Annotated in this window: 16 protein-coding genes; 8 read left to right on the forward strand and 8 right to left on the reverse strand. The window is 39.6% G+C overall.

The window, feature by feature from the left end; translation table 11 throughout:
• Positions 1-85 precede the first annotated feature (85 nt).
• The 6 genes from CK510_RS02570 to CK510_RS02595 all read left to right on the forward strand — a co-directional run bounded on the left by CK510_RS02570 (position 86) and on the right by CK510_RS02595 (position 7,835).
• Positions 86-1,249: an O-antigen ligase family protein gene (locus CK510_RS02570; RefSeq protein ID WP_095720213.1), complete on the forward strand. Its 1,164-nt coding sequence runs from the start codon at positions 86-88 to the stop codon at positions 1,247-1,249.
• Positions 1,250-1,336: 87 nt separating this feature from the next.
• Entirely contained in the window at positions 1,337-2,329 is a 993-nt protein-coding gene (locus tag CK510_RS02575) for a GT-B fold glycosyltransferase domain-containing protein (RefSeq protein ID WP_245911818.1), read from the forward strand.
• A gap of 72 nt (positions 2,330-2,401) precedes the next feature.
• Positions 2,402-3,391 carry a glycosyltransferase family 2 protein gene (locus CK510_RS02580; protein ID WP_095720215.1) on the forward strand — a complete coding sequence of 330 codons (990 nt, stop codon included), beginning with the start codon at positions 2,402-2,404 and terminating at the stop codon, positions 3,389-3,391.
• 619 nt (positions 3,392-4,010) lie between these two features.
• Positions 4,011-5,279: a glycosyltransferase family 4 protein gene (locus CK510_RS02585; RefSeq protein ID WP_095720201.1), complete on the forward strand. Its 1,269-nt coding sequence runs from the start codon at positions 4,011-4,013 to the stop codon at positions 5,277-5,279.
• 110 nt (positions 5,280-5,389) lie between these two features.
• The gene (locus CK510_RS02590; RefSeq protein ID WP_095720202.1) at positions 5,390-6,751 is read left to right on the forward strand and encodes an oligosaccharide flippase family protein; all 1,362 of its coding nucleotides are present in this window, start codon (positions 5,390-5,392) and stop codon (positions 6,749-6,751) included.
• 58 nt (positions 6,752-6,809) lie between these two features.
• Positions 6,810-7,835, forward strand: coding sequence for a hypothetical protein (locus CK510_RS02595; protein ID WP_095720203.1), 1,026 nt, complete (start codon positions 6,810-6,812; stop codon positions 7,833-7,835).
• A 217-nt stretch (positions 7,836-8,052) separates the two neighbouring features.
• Here the strand turns inward: CK510_RS02595 and CK510_RS02600 are convergent, their stop codons facing one another.
• Together CK510_RS02600 and CK510_RS02605 are read right to left on the reverse strand one after the other, a co-directional pair.
• A complete protein-coding gene (locus CK510_RS02600) occupies positions 8,053-9,531 on the reverse strand; it encodes a carotenoid oxygenase family protein (RefSeq protein WP_095720204.1) in 1,479 nt (492 codons plus the stop codon).
• A gap of 61 nt (positions 9,532-9,592) precedes the next feature.
• Positions 9,593-11,029 carry a folate/biopterin family MFS transporter gene (locus CK510_RS02605; RefSeq protein WP_095720205.1) on the reverse strand — a complete coding sequence of 479 codons (1,437 nt, stop codon included), beginning with the start codon at positions 11,027-11,029 and terminating at the stop codon, positions 9,593-9,595.
• A gap of 166 nt (positions 11,030-11,195) precedes the next feature.
• On the opposite strand from CK510_RS02605, the gene CK510_RS02610 reads away from it, so the two are divergent.
• Positions 11,196-11,468 (forward strand): hypothetical protein, encoded by a 273-nt coding sequence (locus CK510_RS02610; protein WP_095720206.1) that lies wholly within the window; start codon positions 11,196-11,198, stop codon positions 11,466-11,468.
• A gap of 427 nt (positions 11,469-11,895) precedes the next feature.
• On the opposite strand, the gene CK510_RS02615 is transcribed toward CK510_RS02610, so the two are convergent.
• The 5 genes from CK510_RS02615 to CK510_RS02625 all read right to left on the reverse strand — a co-directional run bounded on the left by CK510_RS02615 (position 11,896) and on the right by CK510_RS02625 (position 13,206).
• Positions 11,896-12,177 (reverse strand): hypothetical protein, encoded by a 282-nt coding sequence (locus CK510_RS02615; RefSeq protein ID WP_095720207.1) that lies wholly within the window; start codon positions 12,175-12,177, stop codon positions 11,896-11,898.
• 150 nt (positions 12,178-12,327) lie between these two features.
• Positions 12,328-12,510 (reverse strand): hypothetical protein, encoded by a 183-nt coding sequence (locus CK510_RS02620; RefSeq protein ID WP_095720208.1) that lies wholly within the window; start codon positions 12,508-12,510, stop codon positions 12,328-12,330.
• The gene (locus CK510_RS31405; protein ID WP_158224825.1) at positions 12,503-12,676 is read right to left on the reverse strand and encodes a hypothetical protein; all 174 of its coding nucleotides are present in this window, start codon (positions 12,674-12,676) and stop codon (positions 12,503-12,505) included. Before CK510_RS31405 ends, CK510_RS02620 begins: the two co-directional genes overlap by 8 nt.
• On the reverse strand, positions 12,669-12,953 hold the full coding sequence (locus tag CK510_RS30800; protein WP_143289195.1) for a hypothetical protein: 285 nt from the start codon (positions 12,951-12,953) through the stop codon (positions 12,669-12,671). The genes CK510_RS31405 and CK510_RS30800 overlap by 8 nt, the downstream gene beginning before the upstream one ends.
• The gene (locus CK510_RS02625) at positions 12,919-13,206 is read right to left on the reverse strand and encodes a hypothetical protein (RefSeq protein WP_095720209.1); all 288 of its coding nucleotides are present in this window, start codon (positions 13,204-13,206) and stop codon (positions 12,919-12,921) included. The genes CK510_RS30800 and CK510_RS02625 overlap by 35 nt, the downstream gene beginning before the upstream one ends.
• A 169-nt stretch (positions 13,207-13,375) precedes the next feature.
• Here CK510_RS02625 and CK510_RS02630 point away from each other — a divergent pair, with 169 nt between their 5' ends.
• On the forward strand, positions 13,376-15,502 hold the full coding sequence (locus CK510_RS02630) for a M3 family metallopeptidase (RefSeq protein WP_095720216.1): 2,127 nt from the start codon (positions 13,376-13,378) through the stop codon (positions 15,500-15,502).
• A 68-nt stretch (positions 15,503-15,570) separates the two neighbouring features.
• On the opposite strand, the gene psaK is transcribed toward CK510_RS02630, so the two are convergent.
• On the reverse strand, positions 15,571-15,837 hold the full coding sequence (gene psaK / locus CK510_RS02635) for a photosystem I reaction center subunit PsaK (RefSeq protein WP_095720210.1): 267 nt from the start codon (positions 15,835-15,837) through the stop codon (positions 15,571-15,573).
• Between the last annotated feature and the right edge of the window lie 354 nt (positions 15,838-16,191).

The raw sequence follows: 16,191 nt of genomic DNA on the forward strand, positions 1-16,191 counted from the left end.
GATTAGTAACTTTGAAAAGTTGTATTCCCTCATTGGATTATTATTTTTTTCCGGTGCATTTTCCCAAATTATAAAAGGTCCATCAATGACTCTTCTCCGGTATGGAGTTTGGGTTATAGCAATTGTTTTACTCTGTCTGCGCTGGAAAAATTCAATTAAGACGGCATTAGCAAATATATATATCTTATTACTAACAATTCTAATTCTCGTTTCTTTTCTATGGTCAGACGTATTTCTGAATACATTAAAAGATAATCGTGAAATTATGCAAATGACCTTTTTTGGATTGTATTTTGCTTCACGGTTTAAGATTAAAGAACAAATACAAATAATTGCAGCATCATTTTTTATTGGTGGAGTAATGAGTTTAATTGTTGTTTTCACCGATCCAATCATTGGTTTGCATATTCTAGACCATCCTGGTGCTTGGAAGGGTGTTTTCGGATATAAGAATATTCTTGGTAGTATGATGTTGATTGGTACATTTACATTTATTTTGCTACCAAAATACGAAAATAGTAATTCGGGAATATCTTACAATAATAAGTCTTATAAATTCGATACATTTTACAAATTTTATAAATACTGCGGATTACTACTTGCGGTGTTTTTAATTGTGCGTTCCACATCCAAAACATCCCTAATTGTTTCTATTGTGCTGTTATCAATTTTGTTTTTCTATAGTCAATATCGTTGGCAGGGAAAAATTACTGTTGTTTATCTTGATATTGCGATTCTAATTATTGCTAGTATCGCAACAGTTTTAATTGGTAACTGGTCAGAAATATTAACAGCAATAGGAAGGGATCCAACTTTGACAGGACGAACACCAATGTGGGGTGCAGCATTGGGTAAACTGATGGAAAGACCATTATTTGGTTTTGGACGTGGTGCTTTTTGGTCTCCTGGCAGTCAGTATGCAAAAGATGTTGGTTTAGCTTTAACCGATGGTTTTACCCCTCCTCACGGTCATAATGGTTTCATTGATATGGCTCTTGATGTGGGATTGGTTGGATTATTTTTGTTTGCAATCAGCTTTTTTATCACCTATTCTCGCGCTCTCAAACTTGCTTATGCAACTCAAGAACCGGAAAATTTATGGTATCTGGCTTTTCTAATTTTTCTGGTGATGAATAATCTTACAGAGAGCTTTTTATTGTACAAAACAAATATTTACTGGACTTTGTATCTAGTGGTTGCCTGGACTTTGGCAAAGAGGGAAAATATTAAATTAGAGACTTCCGAATAAACTCAAAAAATGGGTGAGACATCGGCTATTCTAGAATCAGAAAAATAAAGTAAATCATCTTATTCAAAGTAATTACTGGGTGCTTCAATGTTTGAAAAAGAACAATATGCTTTTGTTTGCTGTGTCGAATCAGGAGCGCTGGAATCACAAACACTACGAATGATTGAAAGCTTACGACGCTGGGGTGGAGTATTTGCCAATATGCCAGTGTTAGCTGTGATTCCACGTATGGGTATACCCCTAGCATCTAAGACAATACATGCTTTCGATCGCTTACAGGTTGATTATTTGTATTTTCAGAATCGCGATCGCTATGTTTGGGACAAATTTTTAAATAAACCCTATGCGGTTTTAGCAGCCGAAAACTATTTCCAAAGCGAATGCATTGTCTGGGTTGATAGCGATTTGCTGTTTGTTGGTGAACCGGAACAGTTGATATTGAGCGATGAAGAGGATTTTGTTGCCTGCGCTTCTGATAAGAATATTGGCACGAATGGAATTGATGATACAAATGCACCCTATTGGCAAAATGCATGTCAAGTAGTTGGATTGGAAATAGGTTCTTTACCTTGGGTAATAACCGAACGGGAACAGGAACGCATCCGTCTGTACTGGAACGGTGGAATTTTCGCCTATCGTCGTTCTACCAATTTTGCACAAACATATTTGGATACTTGTTTGTGTGTCTATGATTCCCAGGTGATTTCTTGTGAGTCGGGAATGTATTTCCACGAGCAGGTATCTCTGGGATTGGCAATGTTACGCGGACAATTACGATGGCGTAGTTTAAATGAAACACACAATTACAGTTTCGGCAGCAAAACATTTGAGAAATGGTATTGCGAAGAAAAACTACGTACAGCTAAAGTTCTTCACTATCATGATGCCATGTGGGATTGGTTTTGGGATACATTTATTGATTGCTTGAATAAAACTCATCCAGATGTTGCTGACTGGGCAAAAACTCTTGGTGTCATGAAGAATGAAGCTCCAATACAATGGCGTGCGATCAAAAAATTACTAGATTTAGTCTACAAGCAGCAGCAAAGCCTTTACCTAAAATCCTGTCGCATTGTTTAGCCTTTTCGCGACAAAAAATTAACGAAAAAATCCTAACCTCAAACTATTTTAACTAAAGGAAAAATGTCAAAATTGCAACTAGTTGGTGTTGTTGCGATCGCACGAAATGAAGGAACTCGACTTCATCAGTGTCTTTTATCATTGCAGTCAGAAGGAATAACTGTTGTTTATGTAGATTCTGGTTCCACAGATGACAGTGTGACTTTTGCCCGCTCTTTGGGTATGCATGTCATCGAACTCGATGTGACGATTCCATTTACTGCTGCTCGTGCCAGAAATGCCGGATTTGAATATTTACTGACAATTGAACCTAATCTTGAATACGTTCAGTTTATCGATGGAGATTGCCGTATTGCCCCTGGATGGCTAGAATTTGCTGTGAGTGAGTTGAAGACAAATCCAGATGTTGTAGTTGTGGCAGGACGTAGACGGGAAGAATTTGTTAACGATTCGATTTATAATCGCTTGTGTGATATTGAATGGAATACGCCAGTGGGAGAAACCAAAGCTTGTGGTGGTGATTCCATGATGCGAGTCAGTGCTGTCAAAAAAGTCGGTGGTTTCGATCCGAGTTTGATTGCTGGGGAAGAACCGGAATTGTGTCTACGTTTGCGTCAAGCTGGAGGAAAGATTTTACGCATTGATGGTGATATGACATTACATGATGCCAGAATGACAACTTGGGGTCAATGGTGGAAGCGATCGCAACGTGCTGGACATGCTTATGCTCAAGGTGCTTGGTTACATGGAAAAAGTCCCGAACGTCACTGGGTAAAGGAATGTTTGAGTATTTGGATTTGGAGTTTGGGTTTACCTTTAATTGCTATTACGACTTTTTGGTTCACTTCTGGTTTCAGCTTGTTGTTAATACCTATCGCTTACATTTGGTTAAGCTTCAAAATCTATAAATCTTGTTTGGAACAGGGTTTGACAGTCTCAGATGCTGTACTTTTTTCATTGAATTGCGTATTCTGTAAATTCCCCCAGCTACAGGGACAAATCCAATTTCTGCTAACACGTTTGCTCAAGCGTCAACCCAAATTAGTTGAATATAAATTATAGCTAATTAAGCATATAATAGTCGTTCTTAATTTTAGTTAGATACATTTTGCGATTGATAATATTGTAGGGGCAAACGGTTGTTTGCCCTCATTTATTCACAGTTGTTTGCTTACGCAAAATTAAATTTTTCATCCTCAACACACAATATTTAGTGTATAAATATTTTCTTAATATAGCGTGATACTTATCAACGCAACTTACTATAATCCTTACTTGGTGAGGTAAATCTCTGCATTTATTTCTAATTTTGAATTAGGATATTTTGTATCTATTGATGCTAGTTACATACAAAAATAGGATTATCTTCACAATAACTTCATAAAGAGCGATAATTTTAAAGCTTAACTTCACATAAGCAAATTGATTTTCTCTCGATAAATTATTATCATCTGTGGGTGAGACTAGTAAAATTGAACATACGCCGAGTCTGCGTATGAAGTACTCCTTAGTACTTAAACTAAAGATTTAACACTTAAATATTTAACAATTGGAATTAAGTACCGCATACTTTTCGAGACGAATTTTCAGAGCCGAAGTTCAGAACTTTAAGCTCCAACAAAAAAAAATCACTTGCATTGCCGATTGACTTTAGTATTAATGTGGTGCAATCAAGGTGAACATGAGAATTGCGTATCTGGTCAATAAATACCCGAAGGTGAGTCATAGTTTCATCCGGCGTGAAATTGCAGCATTAGAAGCGATCGGTTTGTCAGTCGCAAGATTCTCAATTCGTTCTTGTGAATCTGAATTAGTAGATCCAAAAGACAAACTCGAATTCCAAAAGACGCAAATCGTTTTGGACGTGGGATTACTAGGTTTACTGGTGAACTTTATGGGGTTTGCGATCGCGAAACCTATTTCTATCTTCAGAGGTATACACTTAGCTTTAAAAATCGGCTGGAAGTCAGATGCAGGAATCTTGCGACATTTGATTTACTTAGCAGAAGCTTGTGTTCTGTGGGGTTGGTTGCAAAAAGAGCAAGTGACTCACCTACACTCCCACTTCGGCACCAACTCAACCACCGTAGCGATGTTATGCAATGCGATTGGAGGTATCACCTACAGTTTTACAGTTCATGGACCAGAAGAATTTGACCGTGCCGAAAATATTGCTTTGACGGAAAAAATCAATCGAGCCAAATTTGTGGTAGCGATTTGTTCATTCGGAAGAAGTCAGTTATATCGTTGGTGTGAATATCAGCAATGGCAGAAGATTCACTTAGTACGGTGTGGAGTTGATGAAGATTACTTCAACCAACCAGAAACATTCGTTTCCAATATAGCTTCTAATATCCCCAATTTGGTCTGTGTTGGACGGTTATGCGAACAAAAAGGTCAAATCCTGCTCTTGCAATCCATCAAAGCACTTGCAGAAGAAGGATTTGAGTTACTCTTAACCCTGGTGGGAGATGGGGAATTGCGATCGCAAATCGAAGCACTCATCCGTGAGTATGACTTGGAAAAACAAGTAAAAATCACAGGTTGGGCAAGCGGAACTCAAGTACAAAACCACATCATCAACGCTCGTGCTTTGATTTTACCAAGTTTTGCTGAAGGTTTACCAGTAGTTCTGATGGAAGCATTCGCACTTCACCGACCTGTGATTAGTACTTACGTTGCAGGTATTCCCGAACTCGTCCAATCCGATGTGAATGGCTGGCTTGTGCCCGCAGGCTCGGTAGAAGAGTTAACTTCAGCAATTCGTGAAGTGTTACGAATGTCACCCGATGAACTCAATCGTATGGGTAGTGCTGGCACAGTCTCAGTAACTCAACACCACAATGTCACTCAAGAAGCAAAAAAACTAGCAAGATTATTTCATTCCCAACTTGAAAAAGAAAATTGGTCATTGGGAATAGGACATGAGGCATTAGGCATGGGACATTAGGTGTTAAATATTTAAGTATTAGTATTAGGTATTATATGAGTATTGGGTTGTACTTAACCCCTAACCCCAATTCATAACTCCTAATTCATAACTCCTAACTCTCCACCTAAATGACAACTCTGAAAAAGCCAAGCTTGAAAAAACTTGCCGTCAATGGTGCAATCTGGACAATTACTGGTTATGCCTTTAGTCAGTGTTTGCGATTTGGTTGCAACATTATCCTAACTAGATTACCTGGAATTCAACCTGAGTTTTTTGGTTTAATGGCGGTAGTAAATCGGCTTTTGATGGGTTTAGAATTATTTTCTGACCTTGGTATTGGTCAAAGCATCATCCAGAACAAGCATGGTGAAGAGGAAGAGTTTTTTAACACCGCTTGGACATTGCAAATCATTCGAGGATGTGCAATCTGGTTCATTTGCCTAATTATTACTTATCCGGCTGTCCGTTTTTATCAAGAACCCCGACTGCTATGGCTTTTGCCCATTATGGGACTGGTATCAATTATTCTTGGGTTTGCTTCACCATCCCAATCATTACTGAACCGTCGCATGGAACTAGGTAAAGTCATAATTTTTGACTTAATAGTTCAAGTTGTCTCTTTGAGTGCCCTAGTTATTCTTGCTTGGCAGATGAAGAGCTTGTGGGCATTTGCAATCAGTGGGATTATATCGGGAATTGTTCGTGCGATCGGTAGTCATTTTTTAATTCCAGGTAAAAAGACTAAATTTGCGTGGAATCAAGATGCGGTAAAAGAGCTTGTATCTTTTGGAAAATGGATGTTTGTTGCGACAGCGTTAATGTTTCTTGCGGAACAGGCAGATACGTTGCTTTTAGGTAAGTTATTGTCATTTGGGGTAGTAGGAGTTTATACCATTGCCGCAACCCTCGCAAATGTTCCACGTGAAGCAATTAAAAGTCTTAGCTTCCGCGTCATTTTTCCCACCATTTCCAATCAAGTTGACTTACCCAGAAGCGAGTTACGATCCAAAATTATTCGCCAACGGTGGAAAATAGTCTTAGGTGCTGCTGTAGTGCTAGCTTTTCTAGTTAGTACTGGTGATTTAATCATTGCGACACTTTATGACCAAAGATACACCGAAGCGAGATGGATGATGCCGATACTTTCTTGCGGTGTTTGGTTTTCTATCTTGTTTTACACAACAAGCCCTGCATTACTCGCGCTAGGTAAGCCTTTATACGCTGCACAAAGTAACTTACTCAGATTTCTGATGATTAGTTTGGGAATGCCTCTTGCATTTACGCTGAAAGGTACTCTAGGAGTAATTATCATTATTGCATTAAGCGATTTGCCATTATATATAGCCAATTTGTATGGAATCTGGCGTGAAGGATTGTTTTGTTTTCTCCAAGATGTTCGTGCAACTGCCCTATTTCTGGGAGTGTTAATTTTATTTCTTTCGATTCGTAGTTTTTTGGGTTTTGGAAACCCATTTATTTTCATTAGTTAATGGTTAATAAAATTTTCAGTTTTTCTAATTCCTAATTCCTAATTCATAACAACCAGTCATGTTTAAAACTGCAACTCTTTGGAAGTGGCTATATTCAAGCTGGGAAAAATCTATCGATAGACCAATTCCTGGCTACACAATTTTGTTACCTGTACCTGGTGACTTACCTGTTTTTCTCAAAATTGCCCTAGAAACTTGTTCTACTCAAAAAACTGACGGTTTAGTGGAAACTATTGTACTCCCTGACCAAATAGTTCCTGGTTTCTCCGAATTACTCCAAGAATGGGAAACCGAATATTTTCTGAGTCCAATTCTTTTAATTAATCCTCAACCATTAGAGCAATTGATTTCACGCTACCGAAATAATCCCCATAACAATCATTGGTTGCAATTGATTCGTGGAATTAGTGCAACTCACAGTACTCATGCACTTTTACACGATGCTGATTTATTTATCACTGAAGATGTATTCATGAAAACTCACTACCAAAGCTGTGCGGAGAGGAATCTTGCCTGTTTGGGTGTTAGTCCAGTCTGGGATACTTGGTATCAAGAGCAAGGTTTAAATCATTTGACTGCGACTTGGGAAATGATGTTTAGTTTGGAATGGGCAAGAAGTTTCCAACCTTGGGAGCATCGAGGTCATGACGGTGAAATTGCAGGTCAAATTCACACATTCGATACAACACTTTATACTCAATGTCAGACAGTACCGGAGCGGATTAGCTACCATGAAAAAGAATGGGGTTTCATACACTTCAATTACGTCATCTGTACCTATCGTTGGTTTCAGAAGAGTAAAGGTTCGTTTGAAGACGAATGTTTCCGTATTCTTTTGATTCGATCGCTAATAAATGCCTTTGATAAATCGAACTGGAAGTATGATGTTCCTGAACTCGATCAATTAGTTAAAGGTATTACCGATACATCGAATTGTGTGACTTATACGCAACAGAAGACAAGGGAAAATTATGTAGAATTTCGCTCGAAGTTACAAACTCTTATCGACAGCAAACTTTTAAATGAGGAAAGGGTTGCTATTTTGATAGATAGTGTTGGTGATTTTGATAAGGCTTTTGGTTAAAAATAATCCAGGGAATTTGGGCAAACAGCCGTTAATTGGGGGAAATAATCGTGAATAAAGGAGGGGAAATAATCGTGAATAAAGGAGGGCAAACAGCCCTTCGGGTGCGTCAGTTTAGCGGGACGGAAACCGACACCGCTAACTGACTTACCGTTTGCCCCTACAATGTTTATGTCGATGGTGGTGCGATCGCAATTATCCCAATTATCCCAATTAATTAAATAAACACTCGTTCTACAAAATTCCCGTGTAAACCATAGGGAACATGATGTTTAAGATGTAACTTTGCTACTAACGTTAAATCTTTGGCATCCAAAATGACCACATCTGAACGTTGGTGTTCGGAATCGTAAATTAACCCCAAAACCCAACCTTCATCTTCACTAGTCGCATTTGAACGCGGTACAAATATCGGTTCACTTGCAAAACCTCGTGGTGCTGCGCTCCAAAGTTGTTTTTTACGCGTTTCTATATCTACCTTGATAAAAGCTTGCAAAGGTGCATTACCTGTTTCATCATGTGCAGCAGCCATGTAAACATAACGATATTCCCGTCCAACTTTATTTGGATGCAAACTAGGAAATTCACAACTTCTTGATTCTATAATTTCACGGTTGACGGTTTCTGTTGCTAAATTCAGATGAAAACGCCAAAGTTGTCCAGGTTTAAGTGTATCAAAATTAGTTTGACGAAAATCACTTTCGGGTTCAACTTCTGGTAAATTCTCATAACAGATGGAATCAACAATTATTTCACCATCTTTTTCAAATGCATTTGCGTGGTGAAATACAAAACCTGATTCTATTTCTAATGTTTTGATTTCACGTTTTTGGGGATTTCTAGAAATCACAATTGCGCTGGTTGGTTGATTCTCTTGAAACTTGATACATTCACCAGCACCACGCATTCCTAAAGCAAAGGGAATTGGATTAAATTTAACAGGATTTTGGAAAAAGATACAGTAATTTTCAGTAATTGCGAAATCATGAATAAAGCAAAAGCCAGGAACATTATGGGCATGTTTTCTAATAATTGCACCAGTTATATCTAATTCAAAAACTGTAATTGTTGTTGAAAGTCCTGGTTTAATGGAGAAATTTACCATGCAAGGATTTCCACCATCCATTGCACAACTTGGGTCAAAATGGGGATGGGCAGAAAATGCTTCACCTACCGATAAAACACCATTAAAATATTCTTTCCCTAAAGTCTCTAAGCTAGAAGTATCTAAGTGATGGGGTTCAGCACCTTCCCACAATGCCAATAATTTTTCACCCCAATAAATAATATTTGTATTGGCAATATTTTTCAATTTGAAATCAAAGATATTTGCCAACATTCCGCCGGATTTTTGTGTACCAAATACACCACGGTAGAGGATTTTACCAGCTTTTTGTTCTTCGATGTAGGCTTCTGTTTGCACAAAACGATTGCGGTAATGTGCGCGTCCATTAGTAAAAGTAATTCGGCTAATCATCCCATCTCCATCGAAGGGATGATGTATTTGCTCCCCGTTGATGTCAAATAAACCAGGACCATTTCTAAATAAAGTTCCTTCGAGTTCTGGAGGTATTTCCCCTTCAATATCGTCAATCCAATAATCATATTCTTGTTTCAGGGATTGGTATCCACCTTGCCAGTCTTCACGAGTATAGGATTTTTTATTAGTGGTGGATGATTGTTCGTAGATACGCATGGATTTTGATTTTTGGGTTATTTTTGAAGATTTTTGAAGAAGACGTTCCACCGGAACGTCTCTACGGTTCGGTTGCTTCTTTTGGTGACTGTTGTAATATTAATTCTGGAACGAATTCGGGTATTAATGATTGCTCGTGGGTTTGTCCGATTCCTGGTGGAAATGTACCTGTTGTAGCTTTGGAATCGGCAGCAGGCAACCAATTCAGAAATGGAAGTGGTAGAATAGTACTAACATTGGTGATAATTACCAATAAAGCGAGGTTATCAAAGTTACTTTCGGTAATTCCCATTAAGTGCATCAATCCCGCACCTAATTCGTAAGAAAGCAATCCCGCCAAATTGGAAACTGACATTAATAAAGCGAAAAAAGTCGCTTCCACACCAGGAGGACATAACCTTGCCGCAAGTACCAATACTGGCATATAAGCAATTTGTCCCATGACTGTGAGAACCAAACTATCACCCAAACTAAACCAATGGTCATCGATACCTAAACTACGGTTGGTATGGGTCACTAGTAGTAACATGGTCATTCCCAAAACTGCCGAAAGAACCGTACTCCAGCCAAAAATAACCCGAAAGGGAACAGTTTTCAGAAATCTTTGAAATATCCAAACTCCTGCCAATGAAGCAATACTTGTAACTAAACGTACTCTTCCTAAAAATTCGGGTTCAAAGTGCAATTCGTTGGTGGTGAAAAAGAAAAAGGCAGAATCTGCTGTTGGTGTAGCTTGCCAGAGAAAAACAAATGCTGTGGGTAGCCAAATCGCTCTTTGGGTTAAGGCTTGACGGAGTTGCTTTAATTGATGTTTGATAGGGACTGATTCGACTTCAGGCTGATTTTTATCTTTGCTGATGGGTGTTTCCGCAATTAACCAAGCGACAGCAGAGACAATCAGGGGAAAAGAAGCGGTAATTCCAAAAATGGTGCGGGTACTGAAATGTTGCAGCAACATTCCACTAAAATAAGCAGTAATTAATCCACCCAGAGCAGAAGCACCCCAACATAGGGATTGTAGCGAACCTGCTGACTCTTGGGATTCGCCTCTAGCCCGTTCCACAACTAGGGAATCAACAATGACATCGCTAACCGCAACAGAGAGAGAACCTAATGCGATCGCAATTGTTGCTGCTACGGAAGTATTAACTACTGTTGCCAGGAATATCCAGGAAATTGTCCCTAGCAATCCCGACAAAATCAAGTAAGGACGACGACGATAGCCAAATATGGGTAAACCGTCGGAAATAAAGCCAAATAAGGGCTTGATAATCCAAGGTAGGGCAACAATCCCTAAAAGTGCGGAAACCTGCGCTGGACTTAGCAGCAGTTCATCTTTGAGAAAGAAGCTGACGGCTAAACGCGCCAACCCCAAGATACCTTGGACAAAGTAAACAGTCAAAATCGCGATTAATTCGGCACTTGGTTCGTTACCGAAGAAAATTTTTTCTTTGACTGATTCTTTTACCTTGGACAAACTAGAGGAGGAAACCAGCATTGATGAATATTTTTTAAGATTTATGACTTTTCTATCATATCTAGTTTTTCCAGAGAACTGTACGGGGGTAGGAATATGTCAGGGGATTTTGAAGGGGTGAGAGAAGCAGTAGAATGAAGAAATAATATGGAAACGGTACAAACATAGCGACTGAAGAAGTTGATTTATGCAAACAATCCTCTTAAGCCACGAAGAAGTCGCGCGACGTGCAAAATTAATTTATGAAAGTAGTATTCGTCAACATGTCGAATCCGTAGATAACATCGGCAAAATGGTAATTATCGATATCGAGACAGGTGATTATAAAGTCGAGCAAAATGGTTTGCAAGCTGCACGTCATTTAAGCGAGAAGTATCCTCATGCCCGACTTTTTGGGATTAGAATTGGCTACAATGTAGCTGCTTCTTTGGGTGGTGTCATGGAGCGTGTAAACACTTGATATCCGGTACTGTAAGTGATAGACACGCTACTGTTGCTGTAGTTTTTCGCCTTCCAAACTACTTCCGGAATAGTTAAATTCAAGATGGTTTATAGTGCGATCGCAAACTGTTCCGACTCCGGAATAGTTAAATTTGGGTTGGTTTATGGTGCTTACGCAAACTGTTCCAACTTCGGAATAGTTAAATTTGGGATTGGTTTATAGTGCGATCGCAAACTGTTGCGACTCCGGAATAGTTGGATTTGGGATTGGTTTATAGTGCGATCGCAAACTGTTCCAACTTCGGAATAGTTAAATTTGGAATTGGTTTATAGCGCGATCGCAAACTGTTCCGCTTCCGGAATAGTTAAATTTGGGATGGGTTTATAGTGCGATCGCAAACTGTTGCGACTCCGGAATAGTTAAATTTGGATTGGTTTGATAGTGCTTACGCAAACTGTTCCAACTTCGGAATAGTTAAATTTGGAATTGGTTTATGATGCTTACGCAAACTGTTCCAACTTCGGAATAGTTGGATTTGGATTGGTTTGATAGCGCGATCGCAAACTGTTCCGACTCCGGAATAGTTAAATTCAAGATGGTTTATAGTGCGATCGCAAACCGTTCCGACTCCGGAATAGTTAAATTTGGGATGGGTTGGTTGTGCGATCGCAAACTGTTCCGACTCCGGAATAGTTAAATTTGGAATTGGTTTATAGTGCTTACGCAAACTGTTCCGATTCCGGAATAGTTAAATTTGGGTTGATTTTTTTAGTGCTTACGCAAACTGTTCCAACTTCGGAATAGTTAAATTTGGAATTGGTTTGATAGTGTGATCGCAAACTGTTCCAACTTCGGAATAGTTAAATTTGGAATTGGTTTATAGCGCGATCGCAAACTGTTCCGCTTCCGGAATAGTTAAATTTGGGATGGGTTTATAGTGCGATCGCAAACTGTTCCAACTTCGGAATAGTTGGATTTGGGATGGGTTTAATAGTGCGATCGCAAACTGTTCCGCTTCCGGAATAGTTAAATTTGGATTGGTTTGATAGTGCTTACGCAAACTGTTGCGACTCCGGAATAGTTGGATTTGGGATTGGTTTATAGTGTGATCGCAAACTGTTCCAACTTCGGAATAGTTGGATTTGGGATGGGTTTAATAGTGCGATCGCAAACTGTTCCGCTTCCGGAATAGTTAAATTTGGATTGGTTTGATAGTGCTTACGCAAACTGTTGCGACTCCGGAATAGTTGGATTTGGGATTGGTTTATAGTGTGATCGCAAACTGTTCCAACTTCGGAATAGTTGGATTTGGGATGGGTTTAATAGTGCGATCGCAAACTGTTCCGCTTCCGGAATAGTTAAATTTGGATTGGTTTGATAGTGCTTACGCAAACTGTTGCGACTCCGGAATAGTTGGATTTGGGATTGGTTTATAGTGTGATCGCAAACCGTTGCGACTTTGGAATAGTTAAATTTGGGATTGGTTTGATAGTGCGATCGCAAACTGTTGCAACTTCGGAATAGTTGGATTTGAGGTGGGTTTATAGTGCTTACGCAAACTGTTGCGACTCCGGAATAGTTGGATTTGGGATTGGTTTATAGTGCGATCGCAAACTGTTCCGCTTCCGGAATAGTTGGATTTGGGATGGGTTTTGCGACTTTGTGGGATGTTTCCGAATGAATTATTCAGGGTTTTGTCGTTTTCAGAGAAACCCAGTTTCTGAGTGAATAATTTGGGGATTATATAAAAATACATTTACTAAACCATGTTCGGGTATCCGAACATTCCAAAATGAAAACGTAATGACTACAGTTAAAGAATAGTAAAAAGTGAATGGTTAATGGTATTGCGTCCAACAGACAATACCCAACAACTAAGAATCAATACTAAACTAAGTATTTACTTAACAACTCACACAAAATCTATGACAGAAAGTGCCATTCAATCAAAATCCAGCAATCCTTTATTAATTGGTTCGGGTTTGCCAAGTTTTACAGAGATTAAGCCAGAACATGTAGTTCCAGCAGTAAATGAGTTAATTAGCCAACTAGAAAGCGAACTGACACAACTAGAAAGCAATGTCGAAGCAACTTGGACAGGCTTAGTCGAACCGCTCGAAAAAATTAGCGATCGCATATACTGGACTTGGGGTATTGTCAGTCATCTGATGGGTGTAAAAAATAGCGATGAACTCCGCAAAGCTTACGAAACTGTACAACCCTTGGTAGTTCAGTTTTCCAATAAACTCAGCCAAAGTCAACCCATTTACAACGCATTTAAATCTCTTCGTAATAGTAATAATTGGTCAAAACTCGAACCCGCACAACAGCGCATCGTTGACTCGGCAATTCGCGATGCGGAACTTTCTGGTGTGGGTTTGCAAGGAGAGGCAAAAGAACGTTTTAATGCAATTCAAATGGAATTAGCAGAACTTTCCACCAAATTCTCGAATAATGTTCTTGATGCTACAAAAGCGTTTACTTTAAAACTAACTAGTAAAGAAGAAATTGCCGGATTACCACCGAGTTTACTGAGTCTTGCTGCCCAAATTGCCCGAAGTACGGGAGATGGAGAAAGCGATAAAAATGCGACTCCCGAAACTGGTCCTTGGGTAATTACACTCGATGCACCCTGCTATGGACCCTTTTTACAACATAGTACCCGTCGCGATTTGCGCGAAAAATTATACCGAGCTTATATTACCCGTGCCTCTACTGGAGAACTGGATAACAATCCACTAATAGAACGAATTTTAGGATTACGGCAAGAACTAGCAGAATTATTAGGTTACAAAAAATACGCTGAAGTTAGTCTTGCCACTAAAATGGCTCCCAACGTCGAAGCTGTCGGAAATTTATTGGAAGAGCTACGCAGTTCGAGTTTCAATGCCGCAATTAAAGAATTAGAGGAACTCAAAGCCTTTGCTACATCGAAAGGTGCTTCTGAAGCAATGGATTTGAAACACTGGGATATTAGTTTTTGGGCAGAACGTCAACGCGAAGCTAAATTTAATTTTACCGACGAAGAATTACGTCCTTATTTCCCCCTTCCCCAAGTTCTTGATGGTTTATTTGGTTTGGTCAAACGCTTGTTTGGTGTAACTGTTACCCCTGCTGATGGACAAGCTCCTATTTGGCAGGAAGACGTGGGTTACTTCCAAATCGCCGATGAAACTGGCGTACCTATAGCTTACTTCTATCTTGACCTCTATAGTCGTCCAGGGGAAAAGCGTGGTGGTGCTTGGATGGATAGTTGCATTAACCGAGCAAAATTGGTGGAAAATGGGAAGATTTCAACCCGTTTACCTGTAGCTTATTTAATCTGTAACCAAACTCCACCGATTGATGGCAAACCCAGCTTAATGACATTCTACGAAGTTGAAACCCTGTTCCACGAGTTTGGACATGGTTTACAGCACATGCTCACCAAGGTTGACTATACGAGTGCGGCTGGTATTAATAATGTGGAATGGGATGCGGTAGAATTACCAAGCCAATTTATGGAAAATTGGTGCTACGAAAGTCGAACATTGTTTGGGATGGCAAAGCATTACGAAACAGGGGAAACCTTACCAGAACATTACTATGAGAAATTGCTTGCTGCTAAAAATTATATGAGTGGTAGCGGGATGTTACGACAAATTCACTTTAGTGTTGTGGATGTGGAATTGCATAATAGTTATTCCCCTGGTGGTAATCAAACAGCAGCAGAGATGAGGAATGCGATCGCACAAAAAACGACTGCGATCGCACCACTTCCTGAAGATGCCTTTTTATGTGCGTTTAGCCACATTTTTGCTGGTGGATATGCGGCAGGATATTACAGTTATAAATGGGCAGAAGTATTGAGTGCTGATGCTTTTGCGGCATTTGAAGAAGTTGGGTTAGAAAATGAGACTGCTGTTAAAGATACAGGGAAACGCTACAGAGAAACCGTTCTTGCCCTTGGTGGCAGTAAACACCCAATGGAAGTATTTAGAGATTTCCGAGGACGGGAACCTAACACAGAGCCGTTACTGAGACATAATGGTTTAGCGATCGCATCTACTTAATCATAAAAATGGAGTCGGAAATATCCCGACTCCAATGTTTATTTTCATGAAGCTTAATTTCTATGCAGCTAAATTCTGCCGATGCTGTGCAAACCCAAAATCACACCAATTCCCAAGATGTGACCAAAACTTGTGGAAGCCAAAACCGCAGGCAAGCCAAAACCACCAAACAAGTTACTAGCTGGCATTGCAGGTGGTGCATTCGGTATTTTGATGCTTGATTTAGCAAAAGCAATGGCAAGAATATTGCAAAAAACCATGATTCCCCCTACAGTTGGACTCCATTCGAGAGGGGTTGCCGCAGCAGTTGTTGCAATTAAGGTCGATGTCAACATGTGATTTGCTCCTTGGTGATTTTCTATTTTTTTAAAATATTACTTGAGAAGTTTTTAGCAAAAAAAGTGAATCTAAATCTCGTTTTCGCATTACTAGTTCACATTTTGTCTCAATACTTCATATATGCTCATAAATGCAGAGGGCAGAAGGAGCCTAAGAGCATGTTTGAAAAGTTTTAGGATGTATAAATTGTCATTCTGAGTGGAGCTTTGCGGAACGTACGCGCTACGCGTTGCCGCAGGCTAGAATCTAGAGTTTAGCCTACGTACTGAGATGCTGAGTCCCAAGGGGACACGCTACGCGAACGTTCCTCAGCATGACATAGAAGGAGACTTTTCAAACACCCTCTAAGG

It is taken from the genome of Brunnivagina elsteri CCALA 953 (assembly GCF_002289455.1).
Classification (GTDB): domain Bacteria; phylum Cyanobacteriota; class Cyanobacteriia; order Cyanobacteriales; family Nostocaceae; genus Brunnivagina; species Brunnivagina elsteri.

Coding starts and splice junctions, on each gene's coding strand:
- CK510_RS02570 (WP_095720213.1), top strand. CDS start 86: ATGACTCTTCTCCGGTATGGAGTTTGGGTTATAGCAATTGTTTTACTC.
- CK510_RS02575 (WP_245911818.1), top strand. CDS start 1,337: ATGTTTGAAAAAGAACAATATGCTTTTGTTTGCTGTGTCGAATCAGGA.
- CK510_RS02585 (WP_095720201.1), top strand. CDS start 4,011: ATGAGAATTGCGTATCTGGTCAATAAATACCCGAAGGTGAGTCATAGT.
- CK510_RS02590 (WP_095720202.1), top strand. CDS start 5,390: ATGACAACTCTGAAAAAGCCAAGCTTGAAAAAACTTGCCGTCAATGGT.
- CK510_RS02595 (WP_095720203.1), top strand. CDS start 6,810: ATGTTTAAAACTGCAACTCTTTGGAAGTGGCTATATTCAAGCTGGGAA.
- CK510_RS02600 (WP_095720204.1), bottom strand. CDS start 9,531: ATGCGTATCTACGAACAATCATCCACCACTAATAAAAAATCCTATACT.
- CK510_RS02605 (WP_095720205.1), bottom strand. CDS start 11,029: ATGCTGGTTTCCTCCTCTAGTTTGTCCAAGGTAAAAGAATCAGTCAAA.
- CK510_RS02610 (WP_095720206.1), top strand. CDS start 11,196: ATGCAAACAATCCTCTTAAGCCACGAAGAAGTCGCGCGACGTGCAAAA.
- CK510_RS02625 (WP_095720209.1), bottom strand. CDS start 13,206: ATGTATTTTTATATAATCCCCAAATTATTCACTCAGAAACTGGGTTTC.
- CK510_RS02630 (WP_095720216.1), top strand. CDS start 13,376: ATGACAGAAAGTGCCATTCAATCAAAATCCAGCAATCCTTTATTAATT.
- psaK (WP_095720210.1), bottom strand. CDS start 15,837: ATGTTGACATCGACCTTAATTGCAACAACTGCTGCGGCAACCCCTCTC.